This window comes from Chlorogloeopsis fritschii PCC 6912 (genome assembly GCF_000317285.1).
Classification (GTDB): domain Bacteria; phylum Cyanobacteriota; class Cyanobacteriia; order Cyanobacteriales; family Nostocaceae; genus Chlorogloeopsis; species Chlorogloeopsis fritschii.
On sequence record NZ_AJLN01000145.1, the window covers coordinates 24,517 to 44,812 of the forward strand.

General features: G+C 40.7%; 19 protein-coding genes. 8 read left to right on the top strand and 11 right to left on the bottom strand.

Annotation, left to right across the window (positions count from 1 at the left end):
• Nucleotides 1–5: 5 nt before the first annotated feature.
• Nucleotides 6–263, bottom strand: coding sequence for a hypothetical protein (locus UYC_RS0132140; RefSeq protein WP_235082998.1), 258 nt, complete (start codon nucleotides 261–263; stop codon nucleotides 6–8).
• Between the two features lie 483 nt (nucleotides 264–746).
• Between UYC_RS0132140 and ftsH2 the strand changes: the two genes are divergently transcribed.
• Nucleotides 747–2,633 carry an ATP-dependent zinc metalloprotease FtsH2 gene (gene ftsH2 / locus UYC_RS0132145; protein ID WP_016876491.1) on the top strand — a complete coding sequence of 629 codons (1,887 nt, stop codon included), beginning with the start codon at nucleotides 747–749 and terminating at the stop codon, nucleotides 2,631–2,633.
• Nucleotides 2,634–3,031: 398 nt separating this feature from the next.
• Here ftsH2 and menD read toward each other — a convergent pair whose 3' ends face one another.
• Both menD and UYC_RS0132155 read right to left on the bottom strand, forming a co-directional pair.
• Nucleotides 3,032–4,864, bottom strand: coding sequence for a 2-succinyl-5-enolpyruvyl-6-hydroxy-3-cyclohexene-1-carboxylic-acid synthase (menD, locus tag UYC_RS0132150; RefSeq protein ID WP_016876492.1), 1,833 nt, complete (start codon nucleotides 4,862–4,864; stop codon nucleotides 3,032–3,034).
• 314 nt (nucleotides 4,865–5,178) lie between these two features.
• Nucleotides 5,179–5,895 carry a hypothetical protein gene (locus UYC_RS0132155; RefSeq protein ID WP_016876493.1) on the bottom strand — a complete coding sequence of 239 codons (717 nt, stop codon included), beginning with the start codon at nucleotides 5,893–5,895 and terminating at the stop codon, nucleotides 5,179–5,181.
• 342 nt (nucleotides 5,896–6,237) lie between these two features.
• Here UYC_RS0132155 and UYC_RS38385 point away from each other — a divergent pair, with 342 nt between their 5' ends.
• Nucleotides 6,238–6,444: a hypothetical protein gene (locus UYC_RS38385; RefSeq protein WP_127011345.1), complete on the top strand. Its 207-nt coding sequence runs from the start codon at nucleotides 6,238–6,240 to the stop codon at nucleotides 6,442–6,444.
• A 16-nt stretch (nucleotides 6,445–6,460) separates the two neighbouring features.
• Nucleotides 6,461–7,081: an antibiotic biosynthesis monooxygenase family protein gene (locus UYC_RS0132165; RefSeq protein WP_016876495.1), complete on the top strand. Its 621-nt coding sequence runs from the start codon at nucleotides 6,461–6,463 to the stop codon at nucleotides 7,079–7,081.
• Nucleotides 7,082–7,246: 165 nt separating this feature from the next.
• Here UYC_RS0132165 and map read toward each other — a convergent pair whose 3' ends face one another.
• Both map and UYC_RS0132175 read right to left on the bottom strand, forming a co-directional pair.
• Entirely contained in the window at nucleotides 7,247–8,023 is a 777-nt protein-coding gene (gene map, locus UYC_RS0132170) for a type I methionyl aminopeptidase (protein ID WP_016876496.1), read from the bottom strand.
• A gap of 90 nt (nucleotides 8,024–8,113) precedes the next feature.
• Nucleotides 8,114–9,094: a Gfo/Idh/MocA family protein gene (locus UYC_RS0132175; protein WP_016876497.1), complete on the bottom strand. Its 981-nt coding sequence runs from the start codon at nucleotides 9,092–9,094 to the stop codon at nucleotides 8,114–8,116.
• Nucleotides 9,095–9,472: 378 nt separating this feature from the next.
• On the opposite strand from UYC_RS0132175, the gene UYC_RS0132180 reads away from it, so the two are divergent.
• Nucleotides 9,473–9,772: a ferredoxin gene (locus tag UYC_RS0132180; RefSeq protein WP_016876498.1), complete on the top strand. Its 300-nt coding sequence runs from the start codon at nucleotides 9,473–9,475 to the stop codon at nucleotides 9,770–9,772.
• Between the two features lie 297 nt (nucleotides 9,773–10,069).
• Here UYC_RS0132180 and UYC_RS0132185 read toward each other — a convergent pair whose 3' ends face one another.
• Nucleotides 10,070–11,905, bottom strand: coding sequence for a SpoIID/LytB domain-containing protein (locus UYC_RS0132185; protein WP_016876499.1), 1,836 nt, complete (start codon nucleotides 11,903–11,905; stop codon nucleotides 10,070–10,072).
• Between the two features lie 120 nt (nucleotides 11,906–12,025).
• On the opposite strand from UYC_RS0132185, the gene UYC_RS0132190 reads away from it, so the two are divergent.
• The 3 genes from UYC_RS0132190 (at nucleotide 12,026) to grpE (ending at nucleotide 13,671) form a co-directional block, all read left to right on the top strand.
• Nucleotides 12,026–12,289 carry a ParB N-terminal domain-containing protein gene (locus tag UYC_RS0132190; RefSeq protein ID WP_016876500.1) on the top strand — a complete coding sequence of 88 codons (264 nt, stop codon included), beginning with the start codon at nucleotides 12,026–12,028 and terminating at the stop codon, nucleotides 12,287–12,289.
• Between the two features lie 112 nt (nucleotides 12,290–12,401).
• Nucleotides 12,402–12,896 carry a Dps family protein gene (locus UYC_RS0132195; protein WP_016876501.1) on the top strand — a complete coding sequence of 165 codons (495 nt, stop codon included), beginning with the start codon at nucleotides 12,402–12,404 and terminating at the stop codon, nucleotides 12,894–12,896.
• A 103-nt stretch (nucleotides 12,897–12,999) separates the two neighbouring features.
• Entirely contained in the window at nucleotides 13,000–13,671 is a 672-nt protein-coding gene (gene grpE / locus UYC_RS0132200; RefSeq protein WP_016876502.1) for a nucleotide exchange factor GrpE, read from the top strand.
• On the opposite strand, the gene UYC_RS0132205 is transcribed toward grpE, so the two are convergent.
• Nucleotides 13,668–14,393 (bottom strand): acyltransferase, encoded by a 726-nt coding sequence (locus UYC_RS0132205; RefSeq protein ID WP_016876503.1) that lies wholly within the window; start codon nucleotides 14,391–14,393, stop codon nucleotides 13,668–13,670. The two genes, grpE and UYC_RS0132205, sit on opposite strands and share 4 nt — an antisense overlap.
• Before the next feature lie 1,210 nt (nucleotides 14,394–15,603).
• On the opposite strand from UYC_RS0132205, the gene UYC_RS0132210 reads away from it, so the two are divergent.
• Nucleotides 15,604–15,948, top strand: a complete 345-nt coding sequence (locus UYC_RS0132210; protein WP_016876504.1) for an STAS domain-containing protein — start codon at nucleotides 15,604–15,606, stop codon at nucleotides 15,946–15,948.
• A 76-nt stretch (nucleotides 15,949–16,024) separates the two neighbouring features.
• Here the strand turns inward: UYC_RS0132210 and UYC_RS0132215 are convergent, their stop codons facing one another.
• The 4 genes from UYC_RS0132215 to cbiD all read right to left on the bottom strand — a co-directional run bounded on the left by UYC_RS0132215 (nucleotide 16,025) and on the right by cbiD (nucleotide 20,235).
• Nucleotides 16,025–17,149, bottom strand: a complete 1,125-nt coding sequence (locus UYC_RS0132215) for a PP2C family protein-serine/threonine phosphatase (protein WP_016876505.1) — start codon at nucleotides 17,147–17,149, stop codon at nucleotides 16,025–16,027.
• A gap of 171 nt (nucleotides 17,150–17,320) precedes the next feature.
• Nucleotides 17,321–18,106: a DUF1350 family protein gene (locus UYC_RS0132220; protein ID WP_016876506.1), complete on the bottom strand. Its 786-nt coding sequence runs from the start codon at nucleotides 18,104–18,106 to the stop codon at nucleotides 17,321–17,323.
• Nucleotides 18,107–18,308: 202 nt separating this feature from the next.
• Nucleotides 18,309–18,938: a precorrin-8X methylmutase gene (locus tag UYC_RS0132225; protein WP_016876507.1), complete on the bottom strand. Its 630-nt coding sequence runs from the start codon at nucleotides 18,936–18,938 to the stop codon at nucleotides 18,309–18,311.
• Between the two features lie 211 nt (nucleotides 18,939–19,149).
• Complete coding sequence (cbiD, locus tag UYC_RS0132230) at nucleotides 19,150–20,235, bottom strand: cobalt-precorrin-5B (C(1))-methyltransferase CbiD (RefSeq protein ID WP_016879808.1); 1,086 nt, start codon at nucleotides 20,233–20,235, stop codon at nucleotides 19,150–19,152.
• Nucleotides 20,236–20,296: the final 61 nt, after the last annotated feature.

The window sequence follows — 20,296 nt, forward strand, 5'->3', positions numbered from 1 at the left end:
TCTTCCTATCTGTAAATATAACGACCAGGAACCCTTCTACGACCGTAACGTGTATTCAACCGACGTGCAGGAACCCATACCCGTCGCCTAGTTGGAACAACTACTCGCCGTCTAGTTGGAACAACTACTCTCGTTTTTGCTGGAGATTTGTAGACACGACGTCTGGCAATAATTTCTGATGCTGATACTTCAGTTGGCACGGAAACAACAGCAAAAGGAAGAGCAAGCATAACGCCAGCAACAATCCGTTTTATTTTCATCATTAAAATTTTCCTATTTCTTTAATATCTGGAGTTGAGGACATCACACTTCGATTTAGGCCGATGTCTCATATCCCAGAATCATAGAAATTGAAACTGCCATAAACTAGTGAAAAAGGTAATGAGCTAAACCCTTGCTTAAGTAAGAATGTTTAGTATGACTAGTGTCACGAGTCAGACTATCTGAGTAAACTAGATGTTCCCTAATTCTTACTCACTGTCAAAGCACAGGCTGCCATTTGCCAGCTTTCTCACTTTTCTGGCGTATTGTATTAAAATTAAGTTAAATTTAATTAAGATTCTTTTTGGCGGTATAGCTTTGCCATAGCGCCTAAATGGTTCTATAGCAAACCACGTCAAGACGTTAAATTAAACAAAATGAATTTATAAACTCCGTTTCACACTTATTACAGTGACGGTAAAGATATTGCACCATCCGGTGAGTATCACTGACTATTTGTATCGGCATCTAGAGGCAAAAAAAAGATGAAATTCTCCTGGAGAGTCCTGGTTCTCTGGACGTTGCCAGCTTTGGTAATAGGCTTTTTCTTTTGGCAAGGGGCATTTTCTGGTGCTCCTGCGGATATGAGTAAAAATACAGCCAGCACCCGTATGACCTACGGTCGCTTTCTGGAATATTTGGACGCCGATCGCATCGCGAGTGTGGATCTTTATGAAGGCGGTAGAACGGCGATCGTGGAAGCCGTAGATCCGGATCTCGACAATCGTGTCCAACGAGTGCGGGTGGATTTGCCTGTTAACGCTCCTGAAGTAATTTCCAAGCTTAAAGACAAAGGAGTGAGTTTTGATGCCCACCCCATGCGAAATGATGGGGCAATCTGGGGATTGTTAGGAAATCTAATTTTTCCTATTTTGTTGATTACTGGATTGTTCTTTTTGTTCCGCCGTTCTAGTAATTTACCTGGCGGCCCTGGTCAAGCCATGAGCTTTGGCAAATCTAAAGCTCGTTTTCAAATGGAAGCCAAAACCGGCGTCAAGTTTGACGATGTAGCAGGTATCGAAGAAGCGAAAGAAGAACTTCAAGAAGTTGTTACCTTCCTCAAACAGCCAGAAAAATTTACTGCTGTGGGCGCACGCATTCCTAAAGGAGTTCTTTTGGTAGGGCCTCCAGGAACTGGTAAAACTCTGTTGGCAAAAGCCATAGCCGGTGAAGCAGGCGTTCCTTTCTTCAGCATCTCCGGTTCAGAATTTGTAGAAATGTTTGTGGGTGTCGGTGCATCTCGTGTCCGCGACTTATTCAAAAAAGCTAAAGACAACGCTCCTTGTATCATCTTTATAGATGAAATCGACGCTGTTGGCAGACAACGGGGTGCTGGTATCGGTGGCGGTAACGATGAGAGAGAACAAACCCTCAACCAACTGCTGACCGAAATGGATGGTTTTGAAGGCAACACAGGTATCATTATTATCGCTGCCACCAACCGTCCCGATGTACTCGATGCGGCACTATTGCGCCCCGGACGCTTTGATAGACAAGTGATTGTTGATGCACCTGATATCAAAGGACGTTTGGAAATTTTGAAGGTTCACGCTCGCAATAAGAAACTTGATACTGGTGTTTCTTTAGAAGCGATCGCTCGCCGTACTCCTGGGTTTACAGGAGCAGACTTAGCTAACTTGCTCAACGAAGCTGCTATTCTCACTGCCAGAAGACGCAAAGAAGCTATTACCCTCACAGAAATTGACGATGCTGTGGATCGGGTAGTTGCTGGTATGGAAGGCACACCCCTGGTAGATAGCAAGAGCAAGCGCTTAATTGCTTACCACGAAGTTGGACACGCTTTAGTGGGAACTGTCCTTAAAGACCACGATCCTGTACAAAAAGTAACTTTGGTGCCACGGGGGCAAGCACAAGGTTTGACTTGGTTTACTCCTAATGAGGAGCAAGGTTTGATTACTCGCGCTCAACTCAAAGCTAGAATTACAGGTGCTTTGGGTGGTCGTGCTGCCGAAGATGTGATTTTTGGTCGAGATGAAGTTACCACTGGTGCGGGTAATGATTTGCAACAAGTGACCAACATGGCACGGCAGATGGTAACCCGCTTTGGGATGTCTGACTTAGGCCCCATGTCCTTAGAAAGCCAGACAGGTGAAGTGTTCTTAGGTCGTGACTGGATGACTCGCTCAGAATATTCCGAAGCGATCGCAGCACGTATCGATTCTCAAGTCCGCACCATTGTTGAAGAGTGTTACGAAACAGCAAAACGAATTATCCGTGAAAATCGTACAGTGACAGACCGTTTGGTTGATTTGTTGATTGAGAAAGAAACTATTGACGGTAATGAGTTCCGCCAGATAGTTGCTGAGTACACAACCGTACCTGAAAAACCGCAGTATACACCAATTCTGTAATTTTTCCAAGCAATTAAGTATGTGTGAAAAGGGGATGGCGCTGTCCATCTCCTTTTTTTATGAAAAACTATTGAATCCCCTGGCATCTTGACATTGAGCCGAGACAATTGTCATTTCCGGAAAGCCTTGCTACACAAATGTTTCAGTTAGTTAAGCGTGTATGACAAACACCAGTAATATTTAAGACGCTCATACTGGAAATTGCTGAGATTTGTACTCAAAGCGGATTGGAATTCTGCTAAGGAAGGATAATTCTTGAGTACTTCATAAACTTTGCCGTTTTCCAGTTTTCGCTGTTGATAGGTATTACTACCAAATCCGAATCTAATACCCCCTTTTACCCTACAGGCTAGAAGCCTGGGCTACACAAACAAAGGGTTGAACAACCAGATTTAGTATTATTCAAAGTTGTGGAGTGCTGAAAATTGACCCAAATTTTCCTGACGCCACTTGGCATCTACTTTGCGATTTGTCCGCAACTCTAAAACCCTAATTCCTGTAGTTGGTAGTGTATTTAATCTGTTCTGTAACTGTTCCCAAGTAGTAATTAATTCATGCTCTACCCCGTAAGTGGCACATAACTGAGCAAAATCAATATCTTGGGGAGTAGCAAAAAACTCTTCAAAGGGCGGCTCAAACTTGGCAATGGGCAACATTTCAAAAATTCCACCGCCATTATTATTAATTAATACAATCGTCAGGTGTCCAACAAATTTATTTCTGATTAAAAAGCCATTGGTATCGTGCAATAAAGCTAAATCTCCCGTCAACATGACGCTGCTTTGATTACGATGGGCAATTCCTAAAGCAGTGGATAACGTACCATCAATACCATTCGCACCCCTGTTGAAAAAGGGTTTTACACCTGATTGATTGGGTTTCCAAAAAAATTCTACGTCCCGCACGGGCATACTGTTAGCGATAAATATAGGGGTTTCTTTGGGTAGAAATTGAGACAGTAACCAGGCGATTTTACTTTCAAGCAAATCCGACTTGCTTGCTAAGGTTTGATCGACATTCAACCTAACTTTAGCTTCTGCTGTACACCATAGTTGTAGATAGAATTCTGAGAGTGAGGGACTTTGTATGGCATTCTCCCCCTCTCCCCCTCTCCCACTCTCCCACTCTCTTATTAAGAGTTCTACACTCACCCGCAGATGAACTGTCCTACCGTGGAGAGGGTCAAGATTTTGGTCGCTGGGGTCAATGATCCAGCGTTTTGCGGCTGTGGTTTTGAGCCAGTTACGCAGCACTGGGCTAGTAGGCATTTCGCCAATTTGAATTACTATTTCTGGTGCTAGTTGTTTCGCTAATTGTTGATTCCGTAAAATCAGGTCATAGGTGGAAATTATATGGGGGTTAAGCTCGGCATAGTTTCTAACGGGCGATAGTCCCTCTGCCAAAACTGGGAATTTTAAGGTCTTGCTAAGTTGGGCGATCGCCTGACAATATTCCTGTGGTTGTTGCGGTTGGGCAACTCCGGCGATGATGATACCTTGATCGGATTTTAGCCATTCTCGTAGAAGGGGAGAGCAGGGGTAGTGCCTTGTGCCTGCCCTGGAGAGAGGGAGAGCAGGGGCAGTGCCTTGTGCCTGCCCTGGAGAGAGGGGAAAAATACCTGTCCAGAAGTCTTCTGACTGAAGGTGTAACTGTAAGGAATTTAAGTCAGTGCCATCAGGAATGGGTGCAAGGGGGTCGCGAAAAGGTATATTCAAATGTACCGGGCCAGGTACAGGATAAAGCGATCGCTCCCAAGCATACATCACTGTTTGCCTCAGATAGGCTAACATTCCCATATCTGCCGAAGGCACAGCTAACTCTGCTTGCCAGTTTGGGTAATTGCCATATAATTTCAACTGGTCAATTGTTTGTCCAGAATGGCAATTGCGCAGTTCTGAAGGTCTATCGGCTGTTAACAGCAACAATGGCACACGACTTTCTTTTGCTTCAATGACTGCTGGGTAAAAATTCGCCCCTGCCGTGCCAGAGGTGCAAATAATTGCAGTAGGAGTTCCAGTTGCTTTTGCCCTACCCAAGGCAAAAAAGGCAGCGCAACGTTCATCAAGAATGGAAATTACTTCTAGAGTGGGCGATGCTTGAGCAAAAGTAATTGCTAAGGGTGTGGAACGCGAGCCAGGACAAATCACAGCGCAAGTCAATCCTAAGCGCTTTAATGTCTGCGTCAAGATTGAAGCCCAAAGTTCATTTGTATTTCTGAAACCAATTGGCATGAAATTACACTGAGCAAGAAAATAATTACCGTCTGGAGCAAAAGTATGAAGTTTTTCTTTACCCGGTTTGATTCATCTTCTCACTCAGGACGATTCCTGCCTGACTTAACAATCTAATGGCTTTGCCCACTAGTTTCAGATAGTATCACAATCTCAGCTCATGCAATTCACTAATGATTTCTTTATACGAGCGATCACTATGCATGTACTCGAATTAGTGGTGTGAATGGCTCGCTGTAGCTTTTTGGCAAATTCTCTTTTTAATTTGCTGATGCCTGATTGGAACTGGTTACAAGTAAAATTTTTGTCAACTATTAAGTTTTGTGTGGATGCACAACTGAGTTATCTGCTAGCTGAAGAACAATTGAGCTACAGGTTTTAGAGAAATATATTAACCAAGTTATAATTCCTAATAATTTAAAGGTTTCTTCTATAATGTCATGTCCTAATTTTATCATTGTATTCATGTCAACTGCTATAGATAGGAAAAAGAATAGCAATGCTAGAATCATAAACTGATATTCTGTTTGCTGAATATGTTTTCTAAAATATAAAAGATAAAGAAAAACATAGATGAAATAAATAATAAAAAATAATCCTTCTAATAAATTTTGCAACTGTCTGTTATTTTCAGGTAGATTAGCATTAACTCCAAAGAAGAAAACAGGGTACGTCTCATGCAGTTGAAATAAATCATCTAATAACAAAAAGGATGTCAGAAAAAAAGAGGATAATAAAAAATTAAACCATTTTCTAAAGCAACTTGGGTTAACTTTAGTCAGTAAGGCACTGAATATACAGATTGCGGCAGTGCTACTCCACAGCACAATTCCAATATTAGAAAACAATCCTGTATAAGGAGGCTTTCCTACTACTTCTGCTGGATCGGCGGTCAGTTCATACATTGAAATATTGAATATCTTACTGAGACACCAAACCAGAATAATAAAAAGTAAAGTTGGCAAATAAATTTTGAGTGCTATTGGAAACAGATTTTTGATATTTTGAGAAAGATTCAACTTAAATTTCATGTCAATTTCATTAGTTGAGGATTGATTTGAATTCTTCGCTATATTTTGACTAATGAGTGAAGTGAAACAATTATTGTATGAATTAAATTCTGCACTCAAAACCTCAAATGTTTTGAGCTAAAGCAAGAATGTTATTGTTAGTTGAATAATAATTTTGGTACTTAAACAGATTAACATGATTGGTTAAGCTTAGGTTAACCAGTTGTTAATAACTTTGCAATGACTTAACTTTATCTTTACCTAGACGTATTGAATGTATATAAAATATATATCTTTAGATAGATGTACTTATTTACTCAAGTTTTATTTACGCCACTGTACTTGAGTATGGGTTAAAAGTCGATGATACAGATACTACTAGAGTTGGATATAATGGCTTTGCCTCTTGGAGAAGGCGATCGCACTCGAATTCCATGCTGCAATAGCAATGCTCTAAAATCGAATGTAATGTCAAAGGAGATTAGGGGCGATCTGTGTTGGCGCGGCACAACTCAGTTGCAGGGTTATTCGTTGGTGTTTAACATCAAATCAGAACAAGCAAACCGATAAATATTGAGGAGTGCTTATGGTTCAGATTGATCGGTTAAATACCGCGCTCGTTGGATTAGATTTGTACACAGTTGCAGAGCGGCATCAATCAGGATTAGTGGATGCTATCAAAGAGCAAATCCAATCCTGGAAGTCCAACGCATACTTTGTATCAGCTAGTGTGCATCAAAGTTTAGATGGGGTTCGTGTCTTCACCTACAGTCAGTGGCAACCCAAGTTTGATCATCGCAGTTTGCAGCGTCCAGTAGTGTTCGGAGAGTTTTTTCCACCAGACTCGTTGCAGTTAGAAGTGTCGGCAAGCAAATCGAGAACAGCAGAAGTTGAGATTAGTGCAGGCGATCGCATTACACATCTGGCAGAATTTCGCATGATGCCAGCAAACCAACCAGAAATGGTGAAACGGACAACGATTGAACTAGATCGGGCTATGAATAATACGCCAGGGCTAATTTCTGCAACATTTCACCGTAGTTTAGATGGAACGCGGATGTTTAATTATGGTCAGTGGGAAAGCAAGGAAGCATTTGAAGCAATTCTCCAGCAACCAGGTTTCAACCCGGACAAGCCCTATTGGGAGGGGCTAGCCCGCAATGAGTTCCATCTATATAATGTTGTTCATGTTGTGTCAGCCAGCTAACACTTCATGGCAACGGAAGAAGGACACAATTATGCTTGAGCCAAATTTCCTGCTGAGTATGTTGATTGTGGTTATAAGTTCTTTCCTCATACCTCAACTACTATTGAATCGTGATATGCTGCCGAGTTTCATACTTCGCCTAGTCGTGCTGGCATAATTTGATCGTTAAATTTCCCCTTCCGGAAGTGTCAGAATTTCTACGCCATCATCAGTAACAGCGATAGTATGCTCAAATTGTGCCGAGAGTTTGCGATCGCGTGTTACGGCTGTCCACCCATCACTAAGCACTTCTACTTCCCAAGTGCCTTCGTTAATCATCGGCTCAATCGTAAATACCATACCAGGTCTGAGAACCCTACCTTTGCCACGCGTACCGTAATGAGGAATATCTGGTGCAGTATGGAAAATGTTGCTGATGCCGTGTCCGACAAAGTCTCTTACCACAGAAAAGCCTTGTGCTTCAGCATATTCTTGAATTGCAGCGCCAATATCTCCAATGCGCGCCCCAGGCATAACCTCTGCAATACCTCTTCTACGGCATTCCTCTGTGACTTCCACTAGCTTTTTCGCAATTGGGGAAGGCGTTCCGACGAAAAAAGTCTTCGATGTATCACCGTGGTAACCATCAACAATCAGTGTCACATCAATATTAACAATGTCGCCATCTTTGAGAATCTGCTTGGCATTGGGAATGCCATGACAAACTACTTCATTGATACTGGTGCAAATTGATTTTGGATAACCTTTATACCCAAGTGGCGCACTTTTGGCTCCATGCGCCTGTGTCCACCGTTCTGCTTCATCATTTAACTCCAGGGTGCTAACTCCTGGCTTTACCATCGGTTCGAGATGGTGTAAGAGTTCGGCTGCTAAACGTCCAGCCTTACGCATTTTATCTAATTCTCTTTTGGATAAGATAACAATTGTTTGTTGCTTGTTCATGATATGTGGAATTGGGGACAGGGGACGGGGGACAGCTTGCCGCAGGCTACAGTAATCAACGAAGGATAACTGATAACTGATAACTGATAACTAATCTTCAACTACTATAGTCAATCCTGTTTCTGCAGAACGCCTTGCGGCATCTGCGACTTTGAGGGTATATAAACTTTCCTCTGGGGTAACGTATAAGGGAGTTCCATGAAAAAGATGGTCTAACACCATAGTTGTATCTTTGGCAAACAATCCCCGCCGACTACCAACTTCTATTGGTGTGGTTTCTCCTGCTTTCACTAAAACTCCTGTCTCACCATCAAAAATTAATCCGCCACGTTCACCGTGAACTTCAAACCTGCGTTCTGCTTGCCAGATAGTTTCGCCTTTTGCATATATTACTTGCGCTAACAGCCCACTGCTAAAAGATAGTTGAGTGACGCAAAAACAGCTTTGATAATAATCTGTTTGGGTTGCCCAAAATCGATTATGGCAGTTAACTGTCAACACTTTGCCAAACAAATCTGTAAGGCGATGTAACCGAGACAGAGCAGCCATCATCGGAAAGCCGAAAAGGTTGTGGTTGTAAGTCCATTTCCGGGGTGCAGGATGTTCAGGTTTAATAGTATTGTAGCGGACGTAAAATACATGACCAACTTGTGGTAAGTGTTGCTTTAAGGCTTGATGTAGTCCGCCTAAAAGTTCAATATGCTCGACATGAAGAAGTTTGTTTTGTGCCTTGGCTAAAGTGATCAGCTCTTTAGCTTCTACTAAGTCAATGGACAAAGGATACTCAACTATTACGTGTTTACCGCAGGAAAGTGCGGATGAAGCGATCGCACCATGATCTTGGTTAACAGTGCAAATCACAATCAGATCTATTTCATTTGTTGCCACTAATTCTTGCCAAGAACTCATTACAGAACACTGAAAGTCCTTAGCAAAGGCTTCTGTTTTTTCTGGTGTATGCCCAACAACAGCGACTAAGTGCGATCGCCCATCACGCAGCAATGCTTCTGCTCTTAACTTTGCTGCATACCCAGTACCAACCAAACCCACCTGCAGTTTTGCTTTGTCCATTTTCACCAGTTTTATACAGCTTGCCTAGAAAGGCAAAGCAATGTTTTTTGAGCGTAGTGCTTTTGCACTCAATCATCTAAATATCATCCATTTTATTGATGATGGATTTGTTTATTGATGCATTTATCTGTACTGTGGTAGGTATAAACTTATCTAATACATTGGCCAATAGATGCATTTTTGTATAAGAAAATATTATTAATATTACCTAACCAAATTTCATTACTAATCGCGGTCAATTTCCGGTTACATCTTATTATTTTTCCCGTAGTATCAAAAGTGAAGCAAAATTTAACAGGCGGCTGCTTGCAACAGGTAAGCCGTTCAGCTTGCTTTAGGATAACTTATACTGCCGTTTGTGAAAGAGAGGACTAATACATGGCAACTTACAAAGTTACACTCATTAACGATGCTGAAGGGCTAAATCAAACAATCGAAGTTGATGACGACACATATATTCTAGATGCAGCTGAAGAAGCTGGTTTAGATTTGCCCTACTCTTGCCGCGCTGGTGCTTGTTCTACCTGTGCTGGTAAAATCAAGTCTGGTACAGTCGATCAGTCCGACCAGTCTTTCTTGGATGACGATCAAATTGAAGCTGGATATGTTCTAACCTGCGTTGCTTACCCGACTTCTGACTGCACCATCGAAACCCACAAAGAAGAAGAGCTTTACTAGAACTCAAGCACCTTTCTCCAGCAAGAACTATCAATGCTGTAGAGATGGTGAAAGAAAAAAAGCAGCACGGCTAGAGAAAATTCTTCCTCTTTTGTGTCTGCTCTTAGAACAGTATTTGGCAGAATGTTTACTTTTTAGTCATAGGCAGGAGCACAGTTAGTGGTGTTCCTGCTTTATTGACTTATTTTATAGTTTGGCATAAGTAGAAGGCAGATGGGAGGAGCTAATTGCTCTTAGTGAATCAATGGGCAAAACAGCCAACAAAAATCACTCTTTTTATCATCGCTCGGTACAAACTCAATTAGTTTCTAGCTTAATAGTATTGTTGAGAACTTTAATTTGAGTTTGAGGATAGTAAAACTCAAGTATTTTTGCACTTGACCAACCTAGTTTAGCTAAATTTTGGGCACCAGTTTGACTCAAACCAACTCCATGCCCAAGCCCACCGCCAATAAAGGCGTATCCCCAAAGTTCTGATTTGTCATTGTCTGATTCGTTATTGTCTGATTTGTCCTTGTCTGATTTGCTCTTGTCTAATTTGTCCTTGTTTGATTTGTCATTGTCTGATTTACTCTTATCTGATTTACTTTTGTCTGATTTGTCATTGTCTGATTTGCTCTCGTCTAATTTGTCCTTATCTAATTTGCTTAAGGGTTCCAGGTAAAATAGCGTGCTTACAGGAGCGAAAAAGGCACTGCGTACCTCGTCTTTATGTAGATAAAATGTGCCGATATCAGTATCAACAGCCAGTTTGAGAATACGTCCACTCCTACTACGTTCAACTATTTTCATACTTTTAATAGTTTGAAAGTTGGCATAGGGACTTTTTTTAACCTTGAGAAATTTCTGTAATCCCTTGGCGATATCTTCGATTTTGCTTTCCCTGCGCCAACGAAATACGTCCCATTCACTTTCATTAAATCCTTTGTTCAGCTTGATAAACTGCTGGAAATTCTTTTCATCGGCTAAATTTTGTGTTGCCAAGTTCCAAATATTGCCAGGAGCATCCACCACAGGTTGGAGGTAAGGACGATCCTCACCATTCCAAACATCACTAAAGGAGGCTGTGACTCCACCAGTAGTAGATGAATACAGAGCATCTATTAGCTCGTTCTTGTAGGTGAGTACCATGCTCCGTGTCGCCACGATCGCTCGATCTGTTGCGGTGGTTACTCCTGATAGCCCATAATATACCTGACAATGAGTATCTGCACATAATTGATACTCATCTATTGCAAATCTCCGTAGATTCCGTAAGGCATAGGTGCGGGCAATAATTGCTTGTACTTCAAGTGCTGCTTTTGGGGCAGTTGTACCAATTTCATACGGCACTACTCCACGCAAGTAAGTTTCTAAAGGCACCTCATTAACTAGAGTATAAGTGCCGTAGGCGTTTGGTTGCAATTCAATACGTCCTGGGTATAGACGAGCATTTCCTGGTTTATTACCTTGATTTACCCGAATTAAATTTTTGCTACTGCTAATTTCCAGGCGATCGCGGCTGTAACGTTTACCGTCAACGATCCAACTGACTTCTGGCACCTGTTGCAGAACTTTAGTGTCAACATATGCCATTTTATTGTTGGTGGCTCGCACGCTCTCTAACAACAAGCGGCGCAATAAAGGAGTATTGTAAACATCCCGTTTTGCCCATACTTGCCAACGCTCTGGTTGAGCTATTTCCACTTCTATGCCTTGAGCGCGGAATTTTTGGGCGCTATCTTCGGCAATTTCATAAGTACGATAAGTTCCTAGCACTACCTGTTCCTCAATTTTTGGTTGTGCTAAGGGTTGCATACTCACTTCCAGTTTGATGGGGTTAGCGGTGACTAAGGTTTGCTGTTGATTACCTTTGAGAAACTCCACCCGCAAGCGATCGCCTTTAGTGGGTTCTATTTGTAGCTGTTGTTTGGGGTTATCTCCAAATCGCTGCACAATTCCTACTCGCAATTCTACGTCTGCGCTCATTTCTGGGCGAGACGCAGCTGTTAACCCCAATAAACAAAATGTTGTCATTACAGTGTAGGAACGACGCCAGAGCGAGATTTTCATAGCAATTAACTTGATTCTGCTGGCAGTGCCGCCTTGGGTGCGACGACAAATTTTCTTTGTAGTGTAATTGTTTTGTGGCATTAGTTAGCCAATTGTTTTGGCTACATCATAAATCCTTATAATCTTTTTAGAAAGTTAGTTGCAAAATGAAGTCATAATGACTATGATTTATATAGATGTGACAAGTTAAATAAACAGTTTATGGTAAAAGTCCAAGAAATTCCTTTAAATCAAATTAGACGCCCTTTACCACGTCAAAACGATCCCCAGAAAGTAGAATTTTTGATGGAATCTATTCGCGAGATCGGGCAGCAAGAGCCGATTGATGTTTTAGAAGTAGATGGACAGTATTATGGATTTTCTGGGTGTCATCGTTACGAAGCCTGCCAGCGTTTAGGCAAAGAAACAATCCTAGCAAGAGTTCGCAAAGCTCCCAAGAGCGTTTTGATGCGGCATCTAGCCTAAGGCGTTGGGGACACGGGGACAAGGAGACACGGAGAGTGGGAGAGAGGGAGAACTACTAACCACTAACCACTAACAAATGACCAATGACTATTAACTAATTTTGGAGAATAATATGCAAGCTCAAACCAAAACATCTTTACCTGTCGATATTGGGATTGACGAAGCTAGCAGAGCGAAAATTGCTGAGGGATTATCTCGTTTGTTGGCTGACACTTACACTCTGTATCTGAAAACCCATAACTTTCATTGGAACGTTACTGGGCCGATGTTTCAAACTTTACACTTAATGTTTGAGCAACAGTATACAGAGTTAGCTTTAGCGGTAGATTTAATTGCTGAACGGATTAGAGCACTTGGTTATCCAGCACCAGGAACTTACAGCGAATTTGTCAAACTTAGCTCCATCTCGGAAACTCCTGGCGTTCCCAAAGCTACAGACATGATTCGCCTCCTAGTAGAAGGGCAAGAAGCTGTTGTAAGAACTGCACGTTCTATCTTTCCAGTTGTAGAGGAAGTAAACGACGAGCCTACCGCCGACTTATTAACTCAACGGATGCAAGTACATGAAAAGACTGCTTGGATGTTGAGAAGTTTGCTGGAAGAATAAAGGGATTAGGGACTAGGGACAGATCAATTAAAAATTAAAAATGTAAAATTAAAAATTTTTAATTTTCTAACCCCTAGCCCCTAGCCTCTAACCTCTAGCTCCTATGCCTGATAATAGTGATTTCACCCCTAATTTGCAAAAATTGATGCAGCAAGTGGGTATTTCTAGTTTTAAAGCTTTGAGTCGCGCTGCTGGCGTTTCAGAGCGGCAGGTTTTGCGATTGCGACGGTTTGGAGTGGAGCAAATGCGGGTGGATGTGCTGCTAAGACTATCGCAAATACTACAAGTGTCATTGCAGGAATTAGTGGCAACTTTTTCTCACCAAGAGTTAATAAAAGCAAAAGTTCCACAAAATCAGGAATTATTACGACAAATAGCAGATTTAAGAAATGAATATGATCGCTTGCAATTACAACTAGAACAGCAACGATTAATTTTGCAGCAACAGTTCCAGCAGTCGAGTTTGCAACTGCTGGAATCTTTGTTATTGCAATTTCCTACTGCTGCTTACAAAGCACGAGAAAACCCACAGTTAAGCGCGCTCAACATCATTCCTCTAGTGCAAAAACCTTTGGAAAAACTACTACAGCATTGGCAAGTAGAAGCGATCGCGCCTGTAGGAGCAGAAATACCCTACGATCCCCAATTTCACCAATTGATGGATGGAAATGCCCAACCAGGAGAAATTGTTAAGGTGCGTTACACAGGTTATCGTCAAGGTGACAATTTGTTGTACAGAGCCAAGGTAAGTCCCCACAATCCCCAGAAAGACTAAGAAAATGGCTTTCGTTCTCCCAGAATGCCTTGTAATCGAGAGTCAACAAATTCCTTGGCTTTACGGCTTTTAATTACTCGTGCAGGCACACCCACAGCAATAGAAAAGGGAGGAATATTTTTTGTGACAACAGCATTGGCACCGATAACACTACCTTTACCAATGGTGACTCCATCTAAGACTTTTACTCCAGTACCTAACCAACAATCATCTTCAATCACAATTCCTTGGCGAGTTACGCCTTGAGATGTAATCAATTGGGTTGGATCGGAATAAATATGATTATTAGCATATATGCCTGCTTGTGAGGCAATTAGACAGTTTTTGCCTATTTTAATATTTCCAGGCCCAGCCATACATACGTAAGGGCCGATGAAAGTATCTTTATCTATGTAAATAGACGTATTTATTAACGATCTAATGTCAACACCATAATCAATAACAACTCCATCTGCTAGATAAATTTTGTTATTTGGGTGTCCGCTTGCATTAATATTAACACCTCGAAAAATCCCTACATTGTTGCCTATTTCAATACAACTAGGTTCGATGAATTCTACACCGTACTGAATATAAGCAGATTTACTAATTCGGGCAAAAATATTACGATACAGTAAATTTCTTAATTTGATACCTACACTTGTCGGTATTCCTTTTGCCAGATTAAACACAAGAGTTTCTTGAACTCGTTGCCACTTGGAAAGGTATTTTTGGCTATTCATATTTGTATAACTCTCGGCTAACTACAATTCTTGAAAAGATTTCTGAAAAGTTATTAACTTCAGCTTGTTTTGAGAATTTAAGATATTGAAACTTTGAATTTTGTGGCAGTAAAAGCTTATATCCCTTAGTAATTTAGGGAAATAAACACTAGTAATAAAAATGCTCAAACCTATCAAATAATATAAAATTAACCAATTTATGGTCAAAAGTTGGTCAATTTTATGGTTGAGACTATGGTATTGATCCTAGCTTTTTACTACAAAGTTCCAATATTAACAACAAATTGGATAAGTAACAAACAAATTACGTTCTGTTTAATTTAGTTCAATGTTTGATTGACTTATTGTTCCAATATTGTGATGACAACAAGCGATAAAGTTAATTGATTCAATTACATCTATTCAAGATATACAAAATAGGGAGTAAATTTTCTCACACCATGATCAAGATGTAATTGTTTAATTACTTATGAAAATTTCAACAAAGTACAAGCACATCTATCTAGGGGGGAGTCTCTCCAACTTCAGCCATCACGTTGAAGTCAACCATCGGAGCGAATAAGTAAATACTTCCCCGATTACTGTAATGGCCCCTTAGCAGCCTATTTGCGGAGTTTGCTGCTGTGTTCATGATGTACAAGTTTACATATGTATGAAGGACAGTGTTTTTATAGTTATACGAACAGTATATCCATATAATCCTAGAAGAGAGAGGCGTAAAAATTATGTTAAGAAACAGTAAAGTTTAAAGAAAAAAAATAAAGTTTAAAAAAAGGTATTGCAGTATATAAATAATAATACGGTTATATAGTATGTATTTATTTAAACTTATACATATATCTGCCGGGAGGTAGTAGACGCCATGAATAAGTAGTGGTGAGCAGTGCCATCTCACTATACGAGTATCTACGCACTGCCGATTTATGGATTCTACAATACAAAAAATATAATATTAGAAATCGACTAATGGTCTATGGCTTTAAGCTTGTAGAAATATTGTAACTGTGTGTTTCTACCTTCACTCTTTTTGGGCGATCGCTTAACTTATAACTAAATTTAGTAATACAATTCATGACGAATACTTAACTCATTACTAAATTACTAAATAATTTATTATTTTTATAAATCCATAATAGTTTGAAATTATTTAAAATAAGGTATAATACTAGGCTTGGAACATTTTTGATTAAATAAGAATTACTGAAATAATATGGTACTTAAAGTAAAAATCATTAAGCCAAGTGGAATTTTAGACTCTACGAAATCACAAGAATTTCGGGAAAAAATTGCCGAAAGTTTAGAAAGTGGAGCAAAAATTGTATTAGTTGATTTGGAAGATGTGACGTTTATGGATAGTTCTGGTCTTGGTGCTTTAGTATTAGCTTTCAAGACACTGCGAGCAGTAGAGAGTAAATTAGTAGTCTGTTCGATGAATGAGCAGGTGAGGATATTATTTGAATTAACTGGTATGGATAAAGTATTTGAAATTTTTATCGATCAAGATGAATTTAAGAAAGCAGAAGTATTTAAAAGTGAATCAGCTTTAGATATATAAATTGATGCTTGACCTATTTCAAACTAGAAGATAGTGTATGAATTTTTATATTTGAGATTCATAAGATAAAATACAATTAATTAAACTTTAATTGCAATATAGATAAATCATCATCAAAAGCTTCTTGTTGTTTCAAACCAGTCAATTGATTGATAATCTGGTCGAGATGATAGTTACTACTAACAACCATCTTGACAAAATTTTCCAAACCCCAAAGCATACCATCTGATTTAGCAATTTCATAAGCACCATCACTAAAAATATAGAGGATGCTGTCTTTTTCAATGTCGCAAAAGCCATCCACATATTTGACTTGTGGAAACATTCCAATCGGAATACCAGGAGTTCTGAGTAGTTTTGCTTGGGTGACATCAGTTGATTTAGCTGTTGTTAAAATTGCAGGTGGATGCCCAGCAGTGGAATAAACTAGTTGATGCTTGATACGGTTATAAACTCCGTACCAAATAGTAAAGTATTTGTCATTTTGATAATTAATTTGGAAGGTGTCATTTAATGCTTTTAATACCTCACTAGGTTGATAGTAATTTAAGTTTTTCAGAGCACGAGAGCGGAGTAAATTTAATACAGAAATAGAAGGGAGAGTGGCTCTAAGTCCATGTCCGGCAGTATCTAGGAGATAGATTGCTAGATAATTAGAATCGAGCCAGTAGTAATCAAAGCAATCACCACCAAGTTGACGTGAGGGAATGAAGCGGAAATCAATTCTCAGAGGTTCTGTCATGGGTGGAGGTAGGAGCGAACGTACATATTCTGCTGCTTCCTCCAATTCCGCTTCTAAAATTCGTTTTTGAATTTGCAAATCTCGACTTAGCTGGTGCAGGCGCAATCCTGCTCTGACTCGCGCTTGCAGTTCATTATGTTCAATTGGTTTGGTAATAAAATCATCTGCACCCGCATCTAAACCCTTAACGCGATCGGCAACTGAATCTAAGGATGTTAATAGAATAAAGAACGTGGTAGATAATTCTGGATTTGCCTTAATACACTGGCAAACTTCTAGCCCATTCATTCCCGGCATGATCCAATCGCAAATTATTAGTGCGGGATGATAAATCAATGCTTGTTTTATTCCTTCTTCACCATTACTAGCGCCAACTACCTCATAACCATGTTTTTCCAGCATTCTTTTCAGGAGAATCTGTACTGCGGGATCATCATCAATTACTAAAATTTGAAACATAGGAGATAGGTGCGTTTGTAATTTAAAAGATTACCGCTATCAGCCACAGTATAGAGAAACGAACGGAAGCTAGAATTCCATAGGTAATTCTATTGGCTTTTGGAAGTAATTTGTTAATTGTTAATCAATCTAATTTGCCCAAATTTAGTATAAATGTAAACAAAAAGCTAATTATAAAGGTGACAAAGGGTTCAGCCAAAAAAGTATAGTACGTTTGAGCTGATGTAAATCTCGGTACATTTCTTGTTTAAACCATTGCCCGATCGCATCTAGGGGGTTAAATTCCTTACCTGGTTGCCATTTAACATCTTGTCCTAGAGGTGTGAGGTGATTGCCTGGAAGCGTCTGTGCTGTTACCATACCTGGAAAGCGTTTTTGCAACAGTTCGGTTAAAGCTGCTGACTGATCGATGGTGTCGTTGGTAAATTTGATTAACAGATTACGGCGAACATTGTACTGTTCCTGCACAAGTTTGGTAGTTTCTAGCGGTGAAGGAGTAAATTCGACAGCAAAATTAGAATTGAACTGAAAATTAGTGTTTAACTGTTCTACTAAGGGGATGGCATCACGAGCGGCGTAGTTATTGAAAGAAATGAGAATATTACCGGCACGTTCTACAGGAAACAGACTACCGATGAGCAAATGGAGTTTGCAACCCATGCTGTGCCCGATGCCATAGATGGGGAGGTAGCCTTTGCCTAATAATCCTCTATCTTCTAAGCGTACTAAAACACGTTCAAAGTTGAGGAGAACTTGTTGTGCGATCGCCGTATGATCAAGGGTATTAACAAACGGCGTGGCAATAACTACAAAGCCTTTTTCTGCGGTGTTTTCCAATAACAAACGATAAGTGATGTGAGGTGCAGTGGCGACAAAGGCACCACCTAGAAAATGAATGATTCCAATCGGTTTTTGGGGAAGCAACACCCAGTTACCAGAGATTTCTTTCCAATCCATTAGAGGAGCGATCGCGCTTTGAATTCGTGAATTAATACTTTTTTATGTTAAACCAGGTTTTGGACTTAACCCGATGTTATACAATTTTCGATTTTGGATTTTGGATTGGAATTGCTTTAGTGTATCTGAATTGTATCAATGCATCTGTCGCCATTATGAGTTCAAATTGGTGTTAGCTAAATAGATAGATGCAGTTTCGACATCACTCTTCCTCTAGAGCTAGGGCGTTGACTGCGGCGGCGGCGATCGCACTTCCACCCCGTCTTCCTAATAATGTCAAGAATGGCACACCCCGACTATCTGCTGCCAGTGCTGCTTTTGATTCTGCTGCTCCGACAAATCCAACTGGAAAGCCTAAAATCACAGCCGGTTTTGCTGCCCCAGCATCTAGCATTTCCAATAACCGGAACAAGGCGGTAGGTGCATTGCCTATTGCTACCACTGCTCCTGCTAAATGCGATCGCCATAATTCTAAGGCAGCAGCAGAGCGAGTTGTTGCCAATTGTTGAGCAAGCTGCGGCACATCTGGATGATTGAGGGTACAAATTACAGTATTTTCCGCAGGAAGCCGCCGTCGGATAATCCCTTCTGCTACCATCCGAGCATCACACAAAATTGGTGCTCCTGCTTTTAGGGCTGTACGTGCTGATGCTACTGCTGTTGGTGAAGCTACTAGATCGTCTACAATATCCGTCATTCCACAGGCATGAATCAGACGCACGGCAACATTAACCACATCTGGGGCAAGTAGAGACAGATTTGCTTCTGAGCGAATGATGGCAAAGGATTGGCGATAGATTTCGTTGCCATCCCGAAGATAGTTTATGGTCATTTGTTAGTAGTTAGTGGATAGTAGGGGCGGGTTTTGTTGATAATCTTGCCTTCAAAACTAATAATTTATCTTCTAAACCCGCCCGTACAGTAGTTAGTAGTTAGTGGTTAGTAGTTTCTCCCCCTCTGCTCCCCTGCCCTATTGTCCCCCTGCCTGCCAAAACTAATATGTTTGAACGCAACTCGGTATAAACCCGCTCTTAAATTTTCAGTTAAAGCGATCGCTGAATCGTTAAAATTTCTTTTGCCTGTGAGTCTTGAGTGATAATTTCACCTTGACGATTAAATAAAACCGTACCAACTTTAAGGGCGACATTGGCGTATTTTTGCACGTATGCAGTAGCTCTGTGACTAATTTTTTCAGCTAGCGTTTCAAATACTAATTCTGACAAGCCTAGTTCCACCAATTTTTTGTATGCTGCATCAGCTGTTTTTGCATCTAAAACGGCTCTTACTGCTTGTAAATCATCACTAACCGCAATTACAGCAGCACCAATAATTTCTAGTTTGGCGTCTGCTAAATGGCTCGATGTGTTAAAAATACCGCCTGCGAGCTTAATCAGCTTGCCGTGGTACCCCAACAACAAAACAGATTTCGCCTGGGTTAGCCCTGCTTCTACGAGCATGGCACCAATCCAATTGCCTGTTTGTACAATGGCTGATTCTGCTATGCCTAGACGTTGTGCTACTTGCATACCATTGCTGCCAATACAAAAGACTAAATGGGGAGAAAATTTGACGCGATCGCTCAACGACAAACGAAATTCTTCCAAATGTTCAGCTGCCGACAAGGGTTGAGAGATACCGCTAGTTCCCAACAATGCTAGCCCTTCCAAAATACCAAAAGCTTCATTAGAAGTGCGTTGTGCCAACTGACGCCCTTCGGGAAGAATAATCGATACCGTTGCTGTTTGCTCTGGCGGTATCAGTGGCAGTAAATTGGCATCAAATAGTTGACGGGCGTAGTTGTATATTGCTGGTTCCCCCGATGCAGTTTTTCCCAAACCTTCACCAGCTTCCAACACCAGAGCTTGAGATTGTCGTTGAGATAACCTTACCCAAGCCCAAATAGGCGTATTTCTAGTCAAATCTAGATTATCGCCTGGCTCGCTCAACGTAATTGCTAAGGAACTTTCAGGTTCTAGCTTTGCTAGTTGAGAGATAAAAATTTCTGCCGTGCCTGGAAGAATATCAATTTTCACAGACGACACAGAATCTATATTTTTCAGCAGATGCATTAGAGCCGCCTTAGCGGCAGCTACTGCAAAAACTGGCAAGGTGTAACCTGTACGAGCCATTAGCTGTTAGAGAGGTAAATTAAAGAATTTTTATTATTAAATATTATTGAATAGGTTGCGA